29 protein-coding genes are annotated in these 15,701 nt (G+C 64.6%); all 29 read right to left on the bottom strand.

Annotated elements, in window-relative coordinates; all coding sequences use genetic code 11:
• Positions 1-870, bottom strand: an 870-nt coding sequence (locus tag P8X75_12205) for a trypsin-like peptidase domain-containing protein (protein ID MEJ1995950.1), incomplete at its 3' end; no start/stop codon positions are given.
• A 150-nt stretch (positions 871-1,020) separates the two neighbouring features.
• Complete coding sequence (gene rplQ, locus P8X75_12200; GenBank protein MEJ1995949.1) at positions 1,021-1,443, bottom strand: 50S ribosomal protein L17; 423 nt, start codon at positions 1,441-1,443, stop codon at positions 1,021-1,023.
• A 189-nt stretch (positions 1,444-1,632) separates the two neighbouring features.
• A complete protein-coding gene (locus tag P8X75_12195) occupies positions 1,633-2,679 on the bottom strand; it encodes a DNA-directed RNA polymerase subunit alpha (protein MEJ1995948.1) in 1,047 nt (348 codons plus the stop codon).
• A gap of 142 nt (positions 2,680-2,821) precedes the next feature.
• Positions 2,822-3,211 carry a 30S ribosomal protein S11 gene (gene rpsK / locus P8X75_12190; protein MEJ1995947.1) on the bottom strand — a complete coding sequence of 130 codons (390 nt, stop codon included), beginning with the start codon at positions 3,209-3,211 and terminating at the stop codon, positions 2,822-2,824.
• 39 nt (positions 3,212-3,250) lie between these two features.
• Entirely contained in the window at positions 3,251-3,619 is a 369-nt protein-coding gene (gene rpsM / locus P8X75_12185; protein ID MEJ1995946.1) for a 30S ribosomal protein S13, read from the bottom strand.
• A 202-nt stretch (positions 3,620-3,821) separates the two neighbouring features.
• Complete coding sequence (locus tag P8X75_12180; protein MEJ1995945.1) at positions 3,822-4,472, bottom strand: adenylate kinase; 651 nt, start codon at positions 4,470-4,472, stop codon at positions 3,822-3,824.
• Positions 4,469-5,815: a preprotein translocase subunit SecY gene (secY, locus tag P8X75_12175; GenBank protein MEJ1995944.1), complete on the bottom strand. Its 1,347-nt coding sequence runs from the start codon at positions 5,813-5,815 to the stop codon at positions 4,469-4,471. Before secY ends, P8X75_12180 begins: the two co-directional genes overlap by 4 nt.
• 81 nt (positions 5,816-5,896) lie before the next feature.
• The gene (rplO, locus tag P8X75_12170) at positions 5,897-6,388 is read right to left on the bottom strand and encodes a 50S ribosomal protein L15 (GenBank protein ID MEJ1995943.1); all 492 of its coding nucleotides are present in this window, start codon (positions 6,386-6,388) and stop codon (positions 5,897-5,899) included.
• Between the two features lie 101 nt (positions 6,389-6,489).
• Positions 6,490-6,684 (bottom strand): 50S ribosomal protein L30, encoded by a 195-nt coding sequence (rpmD, locus tag P8X75_12165; GenBank protein ID MEJ1995942.1) that lies wholly within the window; start codon positions 6,682-6,684, stop codon positions 6,490-6,492.
• A gap of 45 nt (positions 6,685-6,729) precedes the next feature.
• On the bottom strand, positions 6,730-7,278 hold the full coding sequence (rpsE, locus tag P8X75_12160) for a 30S ribosomal protein S5 (GenBank protein ID MEJ1995941.1): 549 nt from the start codon (positions 7,276-7,278) through the stop codon (positions 6,730-6,732).
• Between the two features lie 14 nt (positions 7,279-7,292).
• Positions 7,293-7,655 (bottom strand): 50S ribosomal protein L18, encoded by a 363-nt coding sequence (rplR, locus tag P8X75_12155; GenBank protein ID MEJ1995940.1) that lies wholly within the window; start codon positions 7,653-7,655, stop codon positions 7,293-7,295.
• A complete protein-coding gene (gene rplF / locus P8X75_12150; GenBank protein MEJ1995939.1) occupies positions 7,652-8,185 on the bottom strand; it encodes a 50S ribosomal protein L6 in 534 nt (177 codons plus the stop codon). The genes rplR and rplF overlap by 4 nt, the downstream gene beginning before the upstream one ends.
• Before the next feature lie 45 nt (positions 8,186-8,230).
• Positions 8,231-8,629 carry a 30S ribosomal protein S8 gene (rpsH, locus tag P8X75_12145; GenBank protein MEJ1995938.1) on the bottom strand — a complete coding sequence of 133 codons (399 nt, stop codon included), beginning with the start codon at positions 8,627-8,629 and terminating at the stop codon, positions 8,231-8,233.
• A gap of 15 nt (positions 8,630-8,644) precedes the next feature.
• A complete protein-coding gene (rpsN, locus tag P8X75_12140; GenBank protein MEJ1995937.1) occupies positions 8,645-8,950 on the bottom strand; it encodes a 30S ribosomal protein S14 in 306 nt (101 codons plus the stop codon).
• 21 nt (positions 8,951-8,971) lie between these two features.
• Positions 8,972-9,517, bottom strand: a complete 546-nt coding sequence (gene rplE / locus P8X75_12135) for a 50S ribosomal protein L5 (protein MEJ1995936.1) — start codon at positions 9,515-9,517, stop codon at positions 8,972-8,974.
• A gap of 15 nt (positions 9,518-9,532) precedes the next feature.
• Entirely contained in the window at positions 9,533-9,853 is a 321-nt protein-coding gene (gene rplX, locus P8X75_12130) for a 50S ribosomal protein L24 (GenBank protein MEJ1995935.1), read from the bottom strand.
• Positions 9,853-10,221, bottom strand: a complete 369-nt coding sequence (rplN, locus tag P8X75_12125) for a 50S ribosomal protein L14 (GenBank protein ID MEJ1995934.1) — start codon at positions 10,219-10,221, stop codon at positions 9,853-9,855. Before rplN ends, rplX begins: the two co-directional genes overlap by 1 nt.
• Before the next feature lie 55 nt (positions 10,222-10,276).
• Positions 10,277-10,543, bottom strand: a complete 267-nt coding sequence (rpsQ, locus tag P8X75_12120; GenBank protein ID MEJ1995933.1) for a 30S ribosomal protein S17 — start codon at positions 10,541-10,543, stop codon at positions 10,277-10,279.
• 6 nt (positions 10,544-10,549) lie between these two features.
• A complete protein-coding gene (gene rpmC, locus P8X75_12115) occupies positions 10,550-10,750 on the bottom strand; it encodes a 50S ribosomal protein L29 (GenBank protein ID MEJ1995932.1) in 201 nt (66 codons plus the stop codon).
• Positions 10,751-10,753: 3 nt separating this feature from the next.
• Positions 10,754-11,173: a 50S ribosomal protein L16 gene (rplP, locus tag P8X75_12110; protein ID MEJ1995931.1), complete on the bottom strand. Its 420-nt coding sequence runs from the start codon at positions 11,171-11,173 to the stop codon at positions 10,754-10,756.
• A 38-nt stretch (positions 11,174-11,211) separates the two neighbouring features.
• Positions 11,212-11,898: a 30S ribosomal protein S3 gene (gene rpsC, locus P8X75_12105; GenBank protein MEJ1995930.1), complete on the bottom strand. Its 687-nt coding sequence runs from the start codon at positions 11,896-11,898 to the stop codon at positions 11,212-11,214.
• On the bottom strand, positions 11,898-12,278 hold the full coding sequence (gene rplV, locus P8X75_12100; protein MEJ1995929.1) for a 50S ribosomal protein L22: 381 nt from the start codon (positions 12,276-12,278) through the stop codon (positions 11,898-11,900). Before rplV ends, rpsC begins: the two co-directional genes overlap by 1 nt.
• A gap of 6 nt (positions 12,279-12,284) precedes the next feature.
• Positions 12,285-12,560, bottom strand: a complete 276-nt coding sequence (gene rpsS, locus P8X75_12095) for a 30S ribosomal protein S19 (protein MEJ1995928.1) — start codon at positions 12,558-12,560, stop codon at positions 12,285-12,287.
• 12 nt (positions 12,561-12,572) lie between these two features.
• Positions 12,573-13,403: a 50S ribosomal protein L2 gene (rplB, locus tag P8X75_12090; GenBank protein MEJ1995927.1), complete on the bottom strand. Its 831-nt coding sequence runs from the start codon at positions 13,401-13,403 to the stop codon at positions 12,573-12,575.
• Positions 13,404-13,407: 4 nt separating this feature from the next.
• The gene (locus tag P8X75_12085) at positions 13,408-13,686 is read right to left on the bottom strand and encodes a 50S ribosomal protein L23 (protein ID MEJ1995926.1); all 279 of its coding nucleotides are present in this window, start codon (positions 13,684-13,686) and stop codon (positions 13,408-13,410) included.
• Positions 13,687-13,736: 50 nt separating this feature from the next.
• Positions 13,737-14,357, bottom strand: coding sequence for a 50S ribosomal protein L4 (rplD, locus tag P8X75_12080; GenBank protein ID MEJ1995925.1), 621 nt, complete (start codon positions 14,355-14,357; stop codon positions 13,737-13,739).
• Between the two features lie 2 nt (positions 14,358-14,359).
• Positions 14,360-15,184: a 50S ribosomal protein L3 gene (gene rplC / locus P8X75_12075; GenBank protein ID MEJ1995924.1), complete on the bottom strand. Its 825-nt coding sequence runs from the start codon at positions 15,182-15,184 to the stop codon at positions 14,360-14,362.
• Between the two features lie 5 nt (positions 15,185-15,189).
• On the bottom strand, positions 15,190-15,504 hold the full coding sequence (gene rpsJ, locus P8X75_12070; protein ID MEJ1995923.1) for a 30S ribosomal protein S10: 315 nt from the start codon (positions 15,502-15,504) through the stop codon (positions 15,190-15,192).
• Positions 15,505-15,582: 78 nt separating this feature from the next.
• The coding region (locus tag P8X75_12065; protein ID MEJ1995922.1) for an elongation factor Tu at positions 15,583-15,701 on the bottom strand (119 nt) is incomplete at its 5' end.

Genomic DNA, 15,701 nt, shown 5'->3' with positions numbered 1-15,701 from the left:
GCCCTCGGCCAGGTCCATGCTGAGGGTCTGGCCGGTGAAGCCGACCCAGGGCCGCACAATGCCCTCCCCGCCTTCAAGGCTGAGCAGGATCGAGCGCAGCATGTTGGATGGGACCGCAAAGCCGATGCCGATCGACCCGCCGCTCTTGGAGTAGATCGCCGTGTTGATGCCGATCAAGCGGCCGTCCATCGTGACCAGCGCCCCGCCCGAGTTGCCGGGGTTGATGGCCGCGTCGGTCTGGATGAAGAAGTTGTAGTCGGACACGCCGACTTGCGTGCGCGACAGGGCCGAGACGATGCCGCTGGTGACGGTCTGCCCGACGCCGAAGGGGTTGCCGATGGCGAGCACGAGGTCACCGACCTCGACATCGTCGGAGTCGCGCAGCTCGATGGCGGGCAGAGCCTCGCCCCGCGCGTCGACCCGCAGCAGCGCCAGGTCGGTGCTCTCGTCGTCCAGAACGATCTCCGCCTCGTACTCGCGCAGGTCGGAGAGCACCACCTTGATCTCGTCCGCGCCGGCGATGACGTGATGGTTGGTGACCACAATGCCCTCCGGGTCGACGATCACGCCGGAGCCGAGCGCATTCTGCTGGCGCTCGCGCTGCTGGAAAGGAAAGGCGTCGCCGAAGAACCGCTGGAAGAAGGGGTCGTTGAAGAGCGGCGAGACCTGCCGCTGCTTGACCATCCGCGAGGCGTAGATGTTGACCACGGCAGGCGCCGCTTTTTTCACGACCGGCGAGAAGCTGAGCTCGATCTGCGCCTGCGACTGCGGCACCTCCTGCGAGACGGCGGGGCCCGAAGTGAGCAAAGGTAAAAGGGCCGCGAAGACGACCGGGAGGGAAGCGGTAAAGCGCCTGAGAACGGCTGTCATTGCGATACTCTTCCTCATTCGTTTTTCCGGGTTTCGTCTAGAGGTAGGATGCGATAGCGCGGCCTGCAAAGCAAAAACGGGCGGCTCCGGCTTGGAACCACCCGTTTTCGTCATTTATCGCCGTGGAGAGACAGGCTTGAGCGGTTTGGCTCAGGCCTCTTCCTCTTCCTCCTCGTCGATCTCGACGGGGCCGGAATCCAGGCCCTTGGCGTCGGGATCGCGGTCGACCAGCTCGATGATCGCCATCGGGGCGGCGTCGCCGTAGCGGAACCCGGCCTTCAGGACTCGGCAGTAACCGCCGTTGCGATCCTTGTAGCGCTCACCCAGGACGTCGAAGAGCTTCTGGACCATCTTCTCGTCGCGCAGCTGCGCGAAGGCCTGACGGCGGGCGTGCAGGTCGCCGCGCTTGCCGAGCGTGATCAGCGGATCGATGACGCGGCGCAGGTCTTTGGCCTTGGGCAGCGTGGTCTTGATCTGCTCATGCTTGATGAGGGCGTTCGCCATGTTGGCGAACATGGCCTTGCGATGCGGGCTGCTGCGGCTGAAGCGGCGGCCGGTGAAACCGTGACGCATGATCTTGGCTCCTTTTTTCGTCCTGGCCTCGCCGGGCGAAGCCGATTTCGTTTTCCCCCCGCGCCCTGTCGTCTTGCCGGATCCTCGTCCGGCCCATCGTTACGGTACGCGGTTTGGGTCGGGCCACCCTGGCCCTCTTTCGAGAAAGCAAGGCCGCCGACCCCTGGTGGGGCGGCGGCGCTGCCGGTCTTAGTAGGGCTCTTCCAGACGCTTGGCCAGTTCCTCGATGTTCTCAGGCGGCCAGTTGGCGATCTCCATGCCCAGGTGCAGGCCCATCTGGGACAGCACTTCCTTGATCTCGTTCAGCGACTTGCGGCCGAAGTTCGGGGTCCGGAGCATCTCCGCCTCGGTCTTCTGCACCAGATCGCCGATGTAGACGATGTTGTCGTTCTTCAGGCAGTTCGCCGAACGGACCGAAAGCTCCAGCTCGTCGACCTTGCGCAGAAGGTTCTTGTTGAACGGCGGCTCGGCGTCGTCCTTCTCGGCCTCGCGGACCTGCGGCTCCTCGAAGTTGATGAAGAGCTGGAGCTGGTCCTGCAGGATGCGCGCGGCCAGAGCGACGGAGTCGTCGGGAGAGATCGCGCCGTTGGTCTCGATCTCCATGGTCAGCTTGTCGTAGTCGGTGACCTGGCCGACACGGGTGTTCTCCACCTTGTAGGCCACGCGGCGCACCGGGGAGAAGACAGCATCCACGGGGATCAGGCCGATCGGGGCGTCTTCGGGACGGTTCTGCGAACCGGAGACGTAGCCCTTACCGGTCTCGACGATTAGCTCCATGTCGAGGTGCGCGCCGTCGTCCAGCGTGCAGATCACCAGCTCGGGGTTCATGACCTCGATGTCGGCGCCGGTCTCGATCTGACCGGCGGTGACTTCGCCCGGGCCGTCGGCGCGCAGGCGCATGCGCTTGGGGCCTTCGCCGTGCATCAGCAGAGCGATCTGCTTGACGTTCAGCACCACGTCGGTCACGTCCTCACGGACGCCCTGGATCGAGGAGAACTCGTGCAGCACGCCATCGACCTGGATCGAGGTCACGGCGGCGCCCTGAAGCGAGGAGAGCAGGATCCGGCGCAGAGCGTTGCCCAGCGTCATGCCGAAGCCGCGCTCCAGCGGCTCGGCGACCACCTTGGCGAACCGCTTGTCGTCGTGACCGGGCTGGATGTCCAGCTTGTTCGGCTTGATCAACTCCATCCAGTTCTTCTGAAGCGCCTGGGCGCCGTCTTTGCTCACCGTGCTCATATGAACCTGCTTGCCTCTTAAAAATGCCCTAGGCGACGGCCGCATCCGCGACGTCGCCCAGTGTTTTAAAAACCGTCTCCCGGAGATAGCGCGGGGCCGCCCGTCTTTAAAGAGGGGCCCCGGCCATGAGGGCGCCGGCGGATTAGACGCGGCGCTTCTTCGGGGGACGGCAGCCGTTGTGCGGGATCGGCGTCACGTCGTTGATCGCCGTGATCTGGAAACCGACCGCCTGCAGCGCGCGCAGAGCCGACTCACGGCCCGACCCGGGACCCTTCACGTTGACCTCGAGGGTCTTCATGCCGTGCTCCTGGGCCTTCTTGCCCGCGTCCTCGGCCGCGACCTGGGCGGCGTAAGGCGTGGACTTGCGCGAACCCTTGAAGTTCTGGCTGCCCGCCGACGACCAGGCGATCGCGTTGCCCTGCACGTCGGTGATGGTGATGATGGTGTTGTTGAAGGACGCGTTCACGTGCGCAATACCGGAAGAGATGTTCTTGCGCTCGCGACGACGCGGCCGCTGTGGGGCCTTGGCCATGATTTCTATCCTGCCTTATCGCTCTAAGCTGACTTGGACTTATTTCTTCTTACCGGCGATCGCCTTGGCCGGGCCCTTGCGGGTGCGCGCGTTGGTATGCGTGCGCTGACCGCGGACCGGCAGGCCCTTACGGTGACGCAGGCCGCGGTAGCAACCCAGGTCCATCAGCCGCTTGACGTTCATCGCCACTTCGCGACGAAGGTCGCCTTCGACCAGATAGTCGCGGTCGATGGTCTCGCGGACGCGGACGACTTCGTCATCCGTCATCTCGTTCACCCGGCGCTCTTCGGGAATGCCGACCTCGCTGCAAATGGCCTTGGCCTTGGTGTGACCAATGCCATGGATATAGGTCAGCGCGATGTGCACCCGTTTGTTCGTCGGAATATTGACGCCAGCAATACGTGCCACGTCTTGGCTCCTCTTGACTTCGTTAGCAACTACCGGAGGCGATTGCATCTGGGCATCTGCCCAAAAAGGCGCCGCCGCTTCCGTATGACTCCAATTTCAGGCAAACCGAAATCGCCCGGTTTCGCGGGCGGCGCCGGGATCGCGGGATTATAGGATTCCGCACCCCCCTGTCAACCGCTCGTTCGCCCGTTTGGCACCAGGGTCATTTCGCGGCGAGAATCGCCTCGATCTGACTGGTAACCGCGTCTATTTCGGCCATGCCGTCGACCGTCTCCAGAACGCCCTTTCCGCCATAGTAGGGCAGGATCGGGGCGGTCTGCTTGTGATAGGCCTCAAGCCGGGCCCGAACCGTCTCTTCATTGTCGTCCGCGCGGCGCGTGAACTCGGTCGAGCCGCAGCGGTCACAGACCCCGTCTTTCGCGGGCTTCTGAAAGCTGTCGTGATAGCCGGCGCCGCACTTGGCGCAGGTGAAGCGGCCCGTGATGCGCTCGACCAGCGCTTCCTCGTCCACTTTCAGTTCGATCACGGCGTGGAGCATCAGCCCCTTTTCCGCCAGCATCGCGTCCAGCGCTTGGGCCTGCGCCTCGGTCCGCGGGAAGCCGTCGAGGATGAAGCCCTTGGCGCAATCCGGCTCTTCGATCCGCTTGGCGATCATGTCGACCATCAGCGCGTCGGGCATCAGCTTGCCCGCGTCCATGATCTCTTTGGCCTGCTTCCCCAGCTCGCTGCCGGAGGCGACGACCGCTCTGAGCATATCGCCGGTCGAGAGCTGCACGAGGCCGTGCTTCTCCTCGATCCGCTTGGCCTGGGTACCCTTGCCGGCGCCCGGAGGCCCCAAAAGAATGATGTTCAACGACGCCTCCCCCGAAGCTTGCTCTTCTTGATCAGTCCCTCGTACTGATGCGCCAAGAGGTGAGAATGGATTTGTCCGACCGTATCCATGGTCACCGAAACGACGATCAGCAGCGAGGTGCCGCCGAAATAGAAAGGTACCTGATATTGAGAGATCAGGAATTCAGGCAGCAGACAGACGAAGACCAGATAGAGCGCGCCAACGGTGGTGAGACGCGTGATGATGAAGTTCAGGTACTCCGCCGTGTTCTTCCCCGGACGGATGCCGGGAATGAACCCGCCGTTCTTCTTCAGATTGTCCGCCGTGTCTTCCGGATTGAAGACGATGGAGGTGTAGAAGAAGGCGAAAAAGATGATCAGCGCGGCAAACAGCAGCATGAAGACGGGCTGCCCGCGGCCGAGCTGCGTGGTGATCAGGGTCAGCCAGTCCGGCCCGCCCGCGCCGGAGAAACCGGCGACGGTCAGCGGCATCAGCAGCAGCGACGAAGCGAAGATCGGCGGAATCACGCCCGATGGGTTCAGCTTCAAGGGCAGATGGCTGGACTCGCCGCCGAACATGCGGTTGCCGACCTGACGCTTGGGATACTGCACCACCACACGGCGCTGCGCGCGCTCCATGAAGACGATGAAGGCGATGACCGCCACCGCCATCAGGATCAGGAACAGGATGAAGATCGTCGAGAGAGCGCCGGTGCGGCCAAGCTCCAGCGTTCCGGCCAAGGCGACCGGAAGGTTGGCGACGATGCCCGCGAAGATGATCAGCGAGATGCCATTGCCCACGCCGCGCTGGGTGATCTGCTCGCCCAGCCACATCAGGAAGATCGTGCCGCCGGTCAGCGAGATCACCGTGGTCATGCGGAACAGCATGCCGGGATCCATCACCACCGGCAGTCCGCCGCCGCCGCCCATGCTCTCAAGACCCACGGAGATGCCGTAGGCCTGCACCGCGGCCAGGAGAACCGTGCCGTAGCGGGTGTACTGGTTGATCTTCTTGCGCCCGCTCTCGCCCTCTTTCTTCAGCTGCTCAAGCTTCGGCGACACCGCCGTCATGAGCTGCATGATAATGGAGGCCGAAATGTAGGGCATGATGTTGAGGGCGAAGATGGTCATGCGCCCCAGCGCGCCGCCGGAGAACATGTTGAACATACCCAGCACGCCGCCGCCCTGCTGGTCCAGCAACCGCTCCATCGCCACGGGGTCGATGAAGGGAATGGGGATGTAGGTGCCGAGCCGATAGATGATAAGCGCACCTAGCGTGAACCAGATGCGCTTCTTGAGCTCGGTCGCCTTGGAAAAGGCGCCCCAGTTGACGTTGGCTGCGAGTTGTTCGGCGGCTGAGGCCATGAAAAGCCCTCTATACTTAACGTCCAGCTCAAGTGAAACGGCGGGCGGGACGCCCCCGTCCCGCCCGGCGCGGTTGTTCTATCAGGCCTCGGAGGCCTCGGCTTCGGCCTTCTTCGGCTCGGTTACCGTGATCTTGCCGCCCGCCTTCTCGACGGCGGCGACGGCCGACTTGGTGGCGCCGGAGACCGTCAGGTCCAGCTTCGCCTTCAGCTCACCGCTGCCCAGCAGGCGAACGCCGTCGCGCACCTGCTTGAAGAGACCGGCGGCGCGCATCGCCTCGGCGTCGACCGGCTTCTTGGCGTCGAGCTTGCCGGAGTCCACCGCGCGCTGCAGGCGCGCCAGGGTGACCTCGACGAAGTCGTTGCGGAAGGGGTTCTTGAAACCGCGCTTGGGCATGCGGCGGTAGATCGGCATCTGGCCGCCCTCGAAGCCCTTGATGGCCACGCCGGAACGCGCCTTGGCGCCCTTGTGGCCCTTGCCCGAAGTCTTGCCGAGGCCCGATCCGGTGCCGCGGCCCAGACGCTTGCGGGCGTGGGTGGCGCCGGGATTGTCCGAAAGCTGATTGAGTTTCATAGCCCTACTTCCAATTCCTTCGTGGCGTCCGCTCCGATCGCTACGGAATGACGGACGTCGTTGCTCTGTCTCGCTGAGGCAGCCCAGCCGCGACCCTATACTTAGGTGTTCGCCTCGACCCTTACCAGATGGGAGACCTTGGCGATCATGCCGCGCACGGAGGGCGTATCCTCCAGTTCACGCGTGCGGTTCATCTTGCCGAGGCCCAGACCCTTCAGGGTCGCCAGCTGATCCTTGGGACGGCCGATCGCACTGCCGATCTGCGTCACCGTGATGGTTTCGTTCTTCTTAGCCATAACCGTTAGGCCCCTTATGCTTCCTGTCTACCGCCGGCCGACGCCTCAGGCCGCGTCTTCCTCGCTCGAACGGCCGCCGGGCAGAATGTCGCTGACCTTCTTGCCGCGGCGCTGTGCGACCATGCGCGGGCTGACCGAACGGGTCAGGCCGTCGAAGGTGGCGCGGATCATGTTGTGCGGGTTGGCCGTGCCGACCGACTTGGCCACCACGTCCTGAACCCCGAGCGCCTCGAAGATGGCGCGCATCGGGCCGCCCGCGATGATGCCGGTACCGGCCTCGGCGCGGCGCATGACGACCTTTCCGGCCCCGTAGTGGCCGTGGATGTCATGGTGCAGCGTTCTGCCCTCGCGCAGCGGCACGCGGATCATGTTGCGCTTGGCGGCCTCGGTCGCCTTGCGGATCGCCTCGGGCACCTCACGGGCCTTGCCGTGGCCGAAGCCAACGCGACCGCGGCCATCGCCCACGACCATGAGAGCGGCAAAGCCGAAGCGGCGGCCGCCCTTGACGACCTTGGCCACGCGGTTGATGCCGACCAGCTTTTCGACCAGATCGCTGTCTTCGCGTCCGCGATCGTCCCTAGGAGCTCGTGCCATTGCTCATACTCTCCTTAGAAGCTCAAGCCGCCTTCGCGCGCCGCCTCGGCGAGCGCTTTGATGCGACCGTGATAAATGTAACCGCCGCGATCGAAGACCACCTCGGTGACCCCCGCCGCCTTGGCGCGCTCTGCGACCAGCTTGCCCACCGCAGCGGCAGCCGCGGAGTCCGCGCCGGCCTTGAGGGAGCCGCGCAGGTCCTTGTCGATGGTCGAAGCAGCCGCCAGCGTACGGCCCTGGAGATCGTCGATGACCTGGGCGTAGATGTGACGCCCCGAACGATGGACGGCCAGGCGCGGGCGCGGCGTGCGGTGCTTGCGCAGCTTGCTGCGGACCCGCTGCTTGCGGCGCAGGCGAAGATCTCGTGCCGTGCTCATTTCTTCTTACCTTCCTTGCGCAGGATGTACTCGTCGACGTAACGCACGCCCTTGCCCTTGTAGGGCTCGGGCGGACGGTAGGCGCGGATCTCCGCCGCCACCTGACCAACCTGCTGCTTGTCGGCGCCCGTGATCTCCACCGAGGTCGGCTTCTCGCACTTGATCGAGATGCCCTCGGGGATCGGGTAGTTGACGTCGTGGCTGAAGCCGAGCTGCAGGTTCAGGGACTTGCCCTGGACCGAAGCGCGGTAGCCGACGCCGACGATCTCCAGCTCCTTCTTGAAGCCTTCGGAGACGCCCTCGACCAGATTGGCGATACGCGCACGCGTCGTGCCCCAGAGGGCGCGCGCCTTCTTGGTGTCGTTGGCCGGCTTGACCGTGACCTTGCCGTCGTCGAACGCGACGAAGACCTGGTCGCTGAACTCAAAGCTCAGCTGGCCCAGCTTTCCCTTGGCCGTCACAACGGCGCCGTCGATCTTGAGCTCGACGCCGCTGGGGACCGTGACCGGATTGATACCTACGCGGGACATTGTTCCCTATCCTTCACTCTTGCCTGGTTCCGTGGCGCGCCTTCATCAGAAGACGCGGCACAGCACCTCTCCGCCAACGTTGTGCTCACGCGCCTCATGATCCGCCAGCACGCCACGCGGCGTGGAGAGGATCGTGATGCCCAGACCGTTGTAGTAGCGCGGCAACTCCTTGATCTTGGAGTAGACGCGGCGGCCCGGACGCGAAACGCGGGCGATCTGCTGAATCACGGGGCGACCCTCGTGGTACTTCAGCTCGATCGAAACGGTGCTGTGACCGCCCTCGCGCTCCGTCACGCTAAAGTCGCGGATGTAACCCTCACGCTTCAGCACATCCAGAACGTTCGTCCGCAGACGGGACAACGGCGCTTCCACGCTGCCGTGACCGGCCTGCTGCGCGTTGCGGATGCGGGTCAGCATATCCCCGAGAGGATCGCTCATCGTCATAGCGCGATTCCTTTCCTACCAGCTCGACTTCGTCATGCCGGGGATCTGACCGATGGAGGCCAGGTCCCGCAAAGCAATGCGCGAAAGCTTCAACTTGCGATAATAGCCGCGCGGGCGTCCCGTCAGCTCACAGCGGTTCCGCACACGGTTCTTGGCACCGTTGCGCGGCAACTCGGCAAGCTTCAGGTAGGCCTCGAACCGCTCCTCAGGAGAGAGGCTGCGGTCGCGGGCAATGGCGCGCAGGGCCTGTCGCTTGTTGCTTTGCGACTTGGCCATACGGGCACGGCGCTTGTTCTTCTCGATTGCGCTTTTCTTAGCCATCTTTTTCTACCCTTTCGCCGGTCAGTTCTTAATGAACGGCATTTCGAAGCCACGCAGCAGCGCGCGGGCTTCATCGTCAGTGTTGGCCGTGGTGCAGATGATGATGTCCATACCCCGGATCTCGTCGACCTGGTCGTACTCGATCTCCGGGAAGATGATCTGCTCCTTCACGCCCATGGCGTAGTTGCCCCGCCCGTCGAAGGACTTCGGGTTCAGGCCCCGGAAGTCACGGGTGCGCGGCAGGGCGATGGTCACCAGACGGTCCAGGAACTCGTACATGCGGGTCCGGCGCAGGGTGACCTTGGTCCCGATCGGCATGCCCTCGCGCAGCTTGAAGCCGGCGATGGACTTGCGCGCGATGGTCACCACGGGCTTCTGCCCGGCGATGGCGGTCAGGTCTTGGGTCGCCGCCTTCACCTTCTTGGAGTCCTGGGTCGCCTTGCCGACGCCCATGTTGATCACGATCTTCTCGACGCGCGGCACCTGAAGGATGTTCGTGTAGCCGAACTCCTTCATCATGTTGGCGCGAATCTCGTTCTCGTAGCGCTCTTGGAAGCGGGCTTTCATTTCCTACCCCTCCCCTTACTGGTCGATCGCGACGCCGGAGCGGCGCGAGATGCGGACTTTGCGCTCGCCCTCGACCTTGAAGCCGACGCGGGTCGCCTTCTTGTCGTTGGGGTCGATGTGCGCAACGTTGGACACGTGGATCGGGGCTTCCTTCTCCTCGATGCCACCCTGGCTCATCGGGCCGGGACGGTTGTGGCGCTTGACCATGTTCACGCCGGAGACGATCAGACGGCTCTCGGCGGGCATGACGCGAAGCACTTCGCCTTCCTTACCCTTGTCGCGGCCGGTGGTCACGATGACCCGGTCGCCCTTCTTGATCTTCATCTTGCTCGTCATCACAGCACCTCGGGCGCCAGCGAAATGATCTTCATGAACCGCTTGGAACGCAGCTCGCGGGTCACAGGCCCGAAGATGCGGGTTCCGATCGGCTCACCCTGCTTGTTGATCAGCACGGCGGCGTTGCGGTCGAAACGAATGACCGACCCGTCGGGACGGCGAATGTCGAACGCGGTGCGCACGATCACGGCGCGATGCACCGATCCCTTGGCCACGCGGCCGCGCGGGATGGCCTCCTTAACGGAGACCACGATGATGTCACCCACGCCGGCGGACTTGCGCTTCGATCCGCCCAACACCTTGATGCACTGGACGCGGCGCGCGCCTGAGTTGTCGGCGACATCCAGGTTGGACTGCATCTGGATCATCGGTCCGGGCCCTTTCTATAAGCTCGTCTTCGTTATCTATCCGAGAACTGCCGCTTTACGCTCCGGCCCCAGCCACGTCCTGCGTCTGACCGGTCGCACCGATCACACGCCAGGATTTGGTCTTGGAAACCGGACGGCATTCCTCGATCTGCACCACGTCACCAATCTTGTACTGATTGGCTTCATCATGAGCGTGGTAGCGCTTGGAGCGCTTGATGAACTTCTTGTAGAGCGGGTGCATGATCCGACGCTCGACCAAGACCGTGATGGTCTTGTCGGTCTTGTCGCTCACGACCACACCTTGCAGCACACGACGCGGCATCTTTCCTTACTCCCCGGCCGTAGCCGTCTTGGCGCCCAGGACCGTCTTCACGCGCGCGATGTCGCGGCGCACCTGACGGACGCGGGCAGTGTTCTCGAGCTGACCGCTCGCCTGCTGAAAACGCAGGTTGAACTGTTCCTTCTTGAGCTGGACGAGCAGTTCCTTCAGCTCGTCGGCGCCCTTTGCATTCACCTCAGCGGCCTTCATGGCTTAGCCTCCTTCACCCAGGCGGGTGACAAACTTGGTCTGCACCGGCAGCTTGGCCGCGGCCAGGCGGAAGGCCTCCTCGGCCATCGGGCGCGGCACGCCATCCAACTCGAACAGGATGCGGCCCGGCTTGATCCGGACGGCCCACCACTCCGGCGTGCCCTTACCCTTACCCTGACGAACCTCGGCGGGCTTGGAGGACACCGGCACGTCCGGGAACACGCGGATCCAGAGCTTGCCGACGCGGCGCATGTGGCGGGTGATCGCGCGGCGGGCCGCCTCGATCTGACGCGCCGACACGCGGCCCGGCGTGGTCGCCTTCATGCCATAGGCGCCGAACTGAACCAGGGTGCCGCCCTTGGCGGTGCCGTGGATGCGGCCCTTGTGCTGCTTGCGGAATTTAGTGCGCTTCGGCTGCAACATTGTCTTGTTCCTCTAACCTTCCGTCTTCGCCACTGCGCTTAGTTGCGGCCGCCGGCGGGCGCTGCGTCACCCTGGCGCTTGTCCTGCGCCATGGGATCGTGCGCCAGAATCTCGCCCTTGAAGATCCAAACCTTCACACCACAGGTGCCGTAGGTGGTCTTCGCGGTCGCCTCGCCGTAGTCGATGTCCGCACGCAGGGTGTGCAGGGGCACGCGGCCCTCGCGGTACCACTCGGTGCGCGCGATCTCAGCGCCGCCCAGTCGGCCGCCGCAGTTGATGCGGATGCCTTCCGCGCCCAGGCGCATGGTCGACTGCACCGCGCGCTTCATGGCGCGGCGGAAGGCGACGCGGCGCTCCAGCTGACCGGCGATGTTCTCGGCGACCAGCTTGGCGTCCAGCTCGGGCTTGCGGACCTCGACGATGTTCAGCGCCACGTCACCGCCGGTCATGCGGATCAGCTCCTGACGCAGCTTCTCGATGTCCTGGCCCTTCTTGCCGATGATCACGCCGGGGCGCGCGCTGTGGATGGTGATGCGCGCGCGCTTGGCCGGACGCTCGATGATCACCTTGGAAACGCCGGCCTGGGGCAAACGCTTCTGCAGGTAGTCACGAAGCTTCAGATCCTCGTGCAGCAGCTTGCCGTAGTCGCTATCGGCGTACCAACGGGAGTCCCAGGTACGGTTGATGCCGACGCGCAGGCCGATCGGATTTACTTTGTGACCCATTACGCCGTCTCCTCGCGTTCGCGAACCACGATCGTCAAGCGGCTCCAGGGCTTCAGCAGGCGACCGACCCGGCCGCGAGCGCGAGCGCGGAAACGCCGCATGACGAAGGATTTGCCGACGGACGCCTCGGCCACGACAAGGCGGTCGACGTCCAACTGATGATTGTTCTCCGCATTGGCGATCGCCGACTGCAGGACCTTCTTCACGTCGTTCGCGATACGACGGCGCGAGAAGGTGAGCTGCTGCAGGGCCGCTTCGGCCGACATGCCGCGGATCGAAGCCGCGACAAGATTCAGCTTGCGCGGGCTGGTCCGCAGATTGCGGGCCATCGCCATCGCCTCGTTATCGGCGACCTTGCGGGGTGCGCTTTGCTTACCCATGGCTCCTTACCTCTTCGCCTTCTTGTCCGCCGCGTGACCGTAGTAGGTCCGCGTCGGCGCGAACTCGCCAAACTTGTGGCCGACCATCTGCTCGGTCACCAGGACCGGCAGGAACTTCTGGCCGTTATAGACGCCGAAGGTCAGACCGACGAACTGCGGCATGATGGTCGAACGGCGCGACCAGGTCTTGATGATCTCGTTGCGTCCGGAATCGCGCGCGGTATCGGCCTTCTTGAGCAGATAGCCGTCGACGAACGGACCTTTCCATACTGAGCGGGCCACGGTGTCGCTCCCTTACTTCTTCGCGCGACGGCGGCGCACGATGAGGCCGTCCGTCTTTTTGTTGTGACGCGTCTTGGCGCCCTTGGTCGGCTTACCCCAAGGGGTAACCGGATGACGACCGCCGGAGGTGCGGCCTTCGCCGCCGCCGTGCGGGTGATCGACCGGGTTCATGGCGACGCCGCGAACCGCAGGGCGCTTGCCCTGCCAACGCTTGCGTCCGGCCTTGCCCAGGTTGGTGTTGGCCTGATCCGGGTTGGACACCGCGCCGATCGTGGCCATGCACTCGCCGCGCACCATGCGGACTTCGCCAGAGGCGAGGCGCAGCAGCGCGTAGCCGGCGTCGCGGCCGACGATCTGCACGTAGGTGCCAGCCGAGCGCGCCATCTGACCGCCCTTGCCCGCCTTCAGCTCCACGTTGTGCACGATCGTGCCGACGGGGATCGACTTCAGCGGCATGGCGTTGCCGGGCTTCACGTCCACGCGGTCGCCCGCGATGACCTTGTCGCCGGCCTTCAGACGCTGGGGCGCCAGGATGTAGGCCTGCTCGCCGTCCTCGTAGCTGATCAGCGCGATGAAGGCGGTGCGGTTCGGATCGTATTCCAGACGCTCGACCGTCGCGGGCACATCGAACTTGCGGCGCTTGAAGTCGACGATGCGGTAGCGGCGCTTGGCGCCGCCGCCGATGCGGCGCGCGGTGATGCGGCCGGTGTTGTTGCGTCCGCCGGACTTCGAAAGACCTTCGGTCAGCGCCTTGACGGGCTTGCCCTTGTAGAGGTCGGAACGATCGACCTGAACAAGCTGGCGGCGACCCGGCGTGGTCGGATTGTAAGTCTTCAAGGCCATGGTCTTAGACCCCCGTGGTCACGTCGATGGAGTGACCTTCGGCGAGGGTGACATAGGCCTTCTTGGTATCGGGGCGCGTGCCCATGATACCGCGGAAGCGCTTCACCTTGCCCTTGGAGCGCAGCGTGTTCACGGCGGATACCTTCACCTTGAACAGCGTCTCCACGGCCACTTTGATCTCCGGCTTGGCCGCGTCGAGCGGCACCTCGAAGACCACCTGATTGTTCTCCGACGCCATGGTGGATTTTTCGGTCACCACCGGACGCTTCACCAGGTCGTACATACGAGCCGGGCTCAGCTTGACGTCCTTCTCGCTGCGCGGATGCATGCTAGTCATTTCAGTCGAGCCTCCAGCGCTTCCACCGCTTCCTTGGTAAGCACCAGGGTGTCGCGGCGCAGAATGTCATAGACGTTGGCGCCCTGCTGCGGCAGCACGTCGACGCCTGGCAGGTTGCGCGCGGCGCGCGCGAAGTTCTCATCGAGAGCCGCGCCGCCGACGATCAGCACGTTGGACCAGCCAAGCGCCTCGAAACACGCCCGCAGCTCCTTGGTCTTGGCCGACCCGGCCTTGTCGCTGTCGAGCACGATCAGCTTGCCCTCGGCGGCCTTGGCGGAAAGCGCGGTCTTCAGCGCCAGCGCCCGGACCTTCTTGGGAAGATCGATCTCGTGGCTGCGCACGCGCGGGCCGTGAACCACGCCGCCGCCGCGGAAGATATTCGCGCGCTTGGAGCCGTGGCGGGCCCCGCCGCTGCCCTTCTGACGCACGATCTTGCGGGTCGAACCGGCGACCTCGCCGCGCTCCTTCACCTTGTGGGTGCCGGCGCGGCGCTTGGCCAACTGCCAGTTCACCATCCGCGAAAGGATGTCCTTGCGCGGCGGCAAACCGAAGACCTCGTCAGCGAGCGTGATGTCGCCGGCCTTCTTGTTTTCCAGGGTTGTGACTGCGGCCTTCATTGTCAGTCTTCCTTCTTCTCTTCGGTGCCGGCCTCGGGCGCCTCAGCCTCAGCCTCGGGCGCAGCCGTCTCCACCGGGGTCTCCTCTGCGGGAGCCTCCTCGGCAGGGGCTTCCTCGGCAGGAGCCTCCTCAGCGGGAGCCGCTGCGGCGCCGGCGGACTTCAGACCGGCCGGGAACGGCAGATCCGAAGGCAGCTTCGACTTCACGGCGTCGCGCAGGACGACCCAGCCGTTCTCGGAACCGGGGACCGCGCCCTTGATCAGGACCAGGCCGCGCTCTTCGTCCACCTGCACAACCTCAAGGTTGAGGGTGGTGACGCGCCCGGCGCCCATGTGGCCCGCCATCTTCTTGCCCTTGAAGACACGGCCCGGATCCTGGTTCTGACCGGTCGAGCCGTGGCTGCGGTGCGAGATGGACACGCCGTGGCTGGCGCGCAGGCCGCCGAAGTTGTGGCGCTTCATGACGCCCGCGAAACCCTTACCGATCGAGGTGCCGGTAACGTCCACCTTCTGGCCGGGCACGAAGTGCGCCGCGGAGAGCTCCGCGCCCACCTCGAGCAACGCGTCGGCGTCGACGCGGAACTCGGCCAAGCGGCGCTTGGGCTCCACCTTCGCCTTGGCGAAGTGGCCGCGCATCTGCTTGGTGACGTTCTTCACCTTGATGCCGCCAGCGCCCAGCTGCACGGCGTTATAGCCTTCGGTCTCCTCGCGGCGCACGGCAACCACCTGGCAGCCGTCCACTTTCAGGACCGTGACCGGAACGTGGGCGCCCTCGTCCGTGTAGACGCGGGTCATGCCCAGTTTCTGTGCGATTAGGCCGGTGCGCATTGGCCTTATCCCTTCAGTTTGATCTCGACGTCCACGCCGGAGGCCAGATCGAGCTTCATAAGAGCGTCGACGGTCTGCGGGGTGGGGTCGACAATGTCCAACAACCGCTTGTGCGTCCGAATCTCGAACTGCTCGCGGCTCTTCTTGTCGATGTGCGGACCGCGAAGCACGGTGAACCGCTCGATCCTCGTCGGCAGGGGGATCGGTCCACGAACTTGCGCGCCGGTCCGCTTGGCCGTGCTCACAATCTCCGAGGTCGACTGGTCGAGGACCCGGTGATCAAACGCCTTGAGGCGGATGCGGATATTTTGGCTTTCCATGGCGGTTTCGCCCGTCCTTCAAGTCCAATGCTCCAGGGCCCGTCAGGACCCTGGAGCACCAGGGGTTAAAACAACTCGTTACTGCACGATCGAGGAGACGACGCCGGCGCCGACGGTGCGTCCGCCTTCGCGGATGGCGAAGCGCAGGCCCTCGTCCATGGCGATGGGGGCGATCAGCTCGACCTCCATGGCGACGT

Source organism: Limibacillus sp., assembly GCA_037379885.1.
Taxonomy (GTDB): Bacteria; Pseudomonadota; Alphaproteobacteria; order Kiloniellales; family CECT-8803; genus JARRJC01.
The sequence above is the reverse complement of the archived record's forward strand: the minus strand, read 5'-3'. Positions and strand labels throughout refer to the sequence as shown.

Bases quoted from the DNA above. Each gene is read 5' to 3' on its own strand.
- rplQ (MEJ1995949.1), bottom strand. From the start codon at position 1,443: ATGCGTCACGGTTTCACCGGCCGCCGCTTCAGCCGCAGCAGCCCGCAT.
- P8X75_12195 (MEJ1995948.1), bottom strand. From the start codon at position 2,679: ATGAGCACGGTGAGCAAAGACGGCGCCCAGGCGCTTCAGAAGAACTGG.
- rpsK (MEJ1995947.1), bottom strand. From the start codon at position 3,211: ATGGCCAAGGCCCCACAGCGGCCGCGTCGTCGCGAGCGCAAGAACATC.
- secY (MEJ1995944.1), bottom strand. From the start codon at position 5,815: ATGGCCTCAGCCGCCGAACAACTCGCAGCCAACGTCAACTGGGGCGCC.
- rplO (MEJ1995943.1), bottom strand. From the start codon at position 6,388: ATGAAACTCAATCAGCTTTCGGACAATCCCGGCGCCACCCACGCCCGC.
- rpmD (MEJ1995942.1), bottom strand. From the start codon at position 6,684: ATGGCTAAGAAGAACGAAACCATCACGGTGACGCAGATCGGCAGTGCG.
- rpsE (MEJ1995941.1), bottom strand. From the start codon at position 7,278: ATGGCACGAGCTCCTAGGGACGATCGCGGACGCGAAGACAGCGATCTG.
- rplR (MEJ1995940.1), bottom strand. From the start codon at position 7,655: ATGAGCACGGCACGAGATCTTCGCCTGCGCCGCAAGCAGCGGGTCCGC.
- rplF (MEJ1995939.1), bottom strand. From the start codon at position 8,185: ATGTCCCGCGTAGGTATCAATCCGGTCACGGTCCCCAGCGGCGTCGAG.
- rpsH (MEJ1995938.1), bottom strand. From the start codon at position 8,629: ATGACGATGAGCGATCCTCTCGGGGATATGCTGACCCGCATCCGCAAC.
- rpsN (MEJ1995937.1), bottom strand. From the start codon at position 8,950: ATGGCTAAGAAAAGCGCAATCGAGAAGAACAAGCGCCGTGCCCGTATG.
- rplE (MEJ1995936.1), bottom strand. From the start codon at position 9,517: ATGAAAGCCCGCTTCCAAGAGCGCTACGAGAACGAGATTCGCGCCAAC.
- rplX (MEJ1995935.1), bottom strand. From the start codon at position 9,853: ATGACGAGCAAGATGAAGATCAAGAAGGGCGACCGGGTCATCGTGACC.
- rplN (MEJ1995934.1), bottom strand. From the start codon at position 10,221: ATGATCCAGATGCAGTCCAACCTGGATGTCGCCGACAACTCAGGCGCG.
- rpsQ (MEJ1995933.1), bottom strand. From the start codon at position 10,543: ATGCCGCGTCGTGTGCTGCAAGGTGTGGTCGTGAGCGACAAGACCGAC.
- rpmC (MEJ1995932.1), bottom strand. From the start codon at position 10,750: ATGAAGGCCGCTGAGGTGAATGCAAAGGGCGCCGACGAGCTGAAGGAA.
- rplP (MEJ1995931.1), bottom strand. From the start codon at position 11,173: ATGTTGCAGCCGAAGCGCACTAAATTCCGCAAGCAGCACAAGGGCCGC.
- rpsC (MEJ1995930.1), bottom strand. From the start codon at position 11,898: ATGGGTCACAAAGTAAATCCGATCGGCCTGCGCGTCGGCATCAACCGT.
- rplV (MEJ1995929.1), bottom strand. From the start codon at position 12,278: ATGGGTAAGCAAAGCGCACCCCGCAAGGTCGCCGATAACGAGGCGATG.
- rplB (MEJ1995927.1), bottom strand. From the start codon at position 13,403: ATGGCCTTGAAGACTTACAATCCGACCACGCCGGGTCGCCGCCAGCTT.
- P8X75_12085 (MEJ1995926.1), bottom strand. From the start codon at position 13,686: ATGTACGACCTGGTGAAGCGTCCGGTGGTGACCGAAAAATCCACCATG.
- rplD (MEJ1995925.1), bottom strand. From the start codon at position 14,357: ATGAAGGCCGCAGTCACAACCCTGGAAAACAAGAAGGCCGGCGACATC.
- rplC (MEJ1995924.1), bottom strand. From the start codon at position 15,184: ATGCGCACCGGCCTAATCGCACAGAAACTGGGCATGACCCGCGTCTAC.
- rpsJ (MEJ1995923.1), bottom strand. From the start codon at position 15,504: ATGGAAAGCCAAAATATCCGCATCCGCCTCAAGGCGTTTGATCACCGG.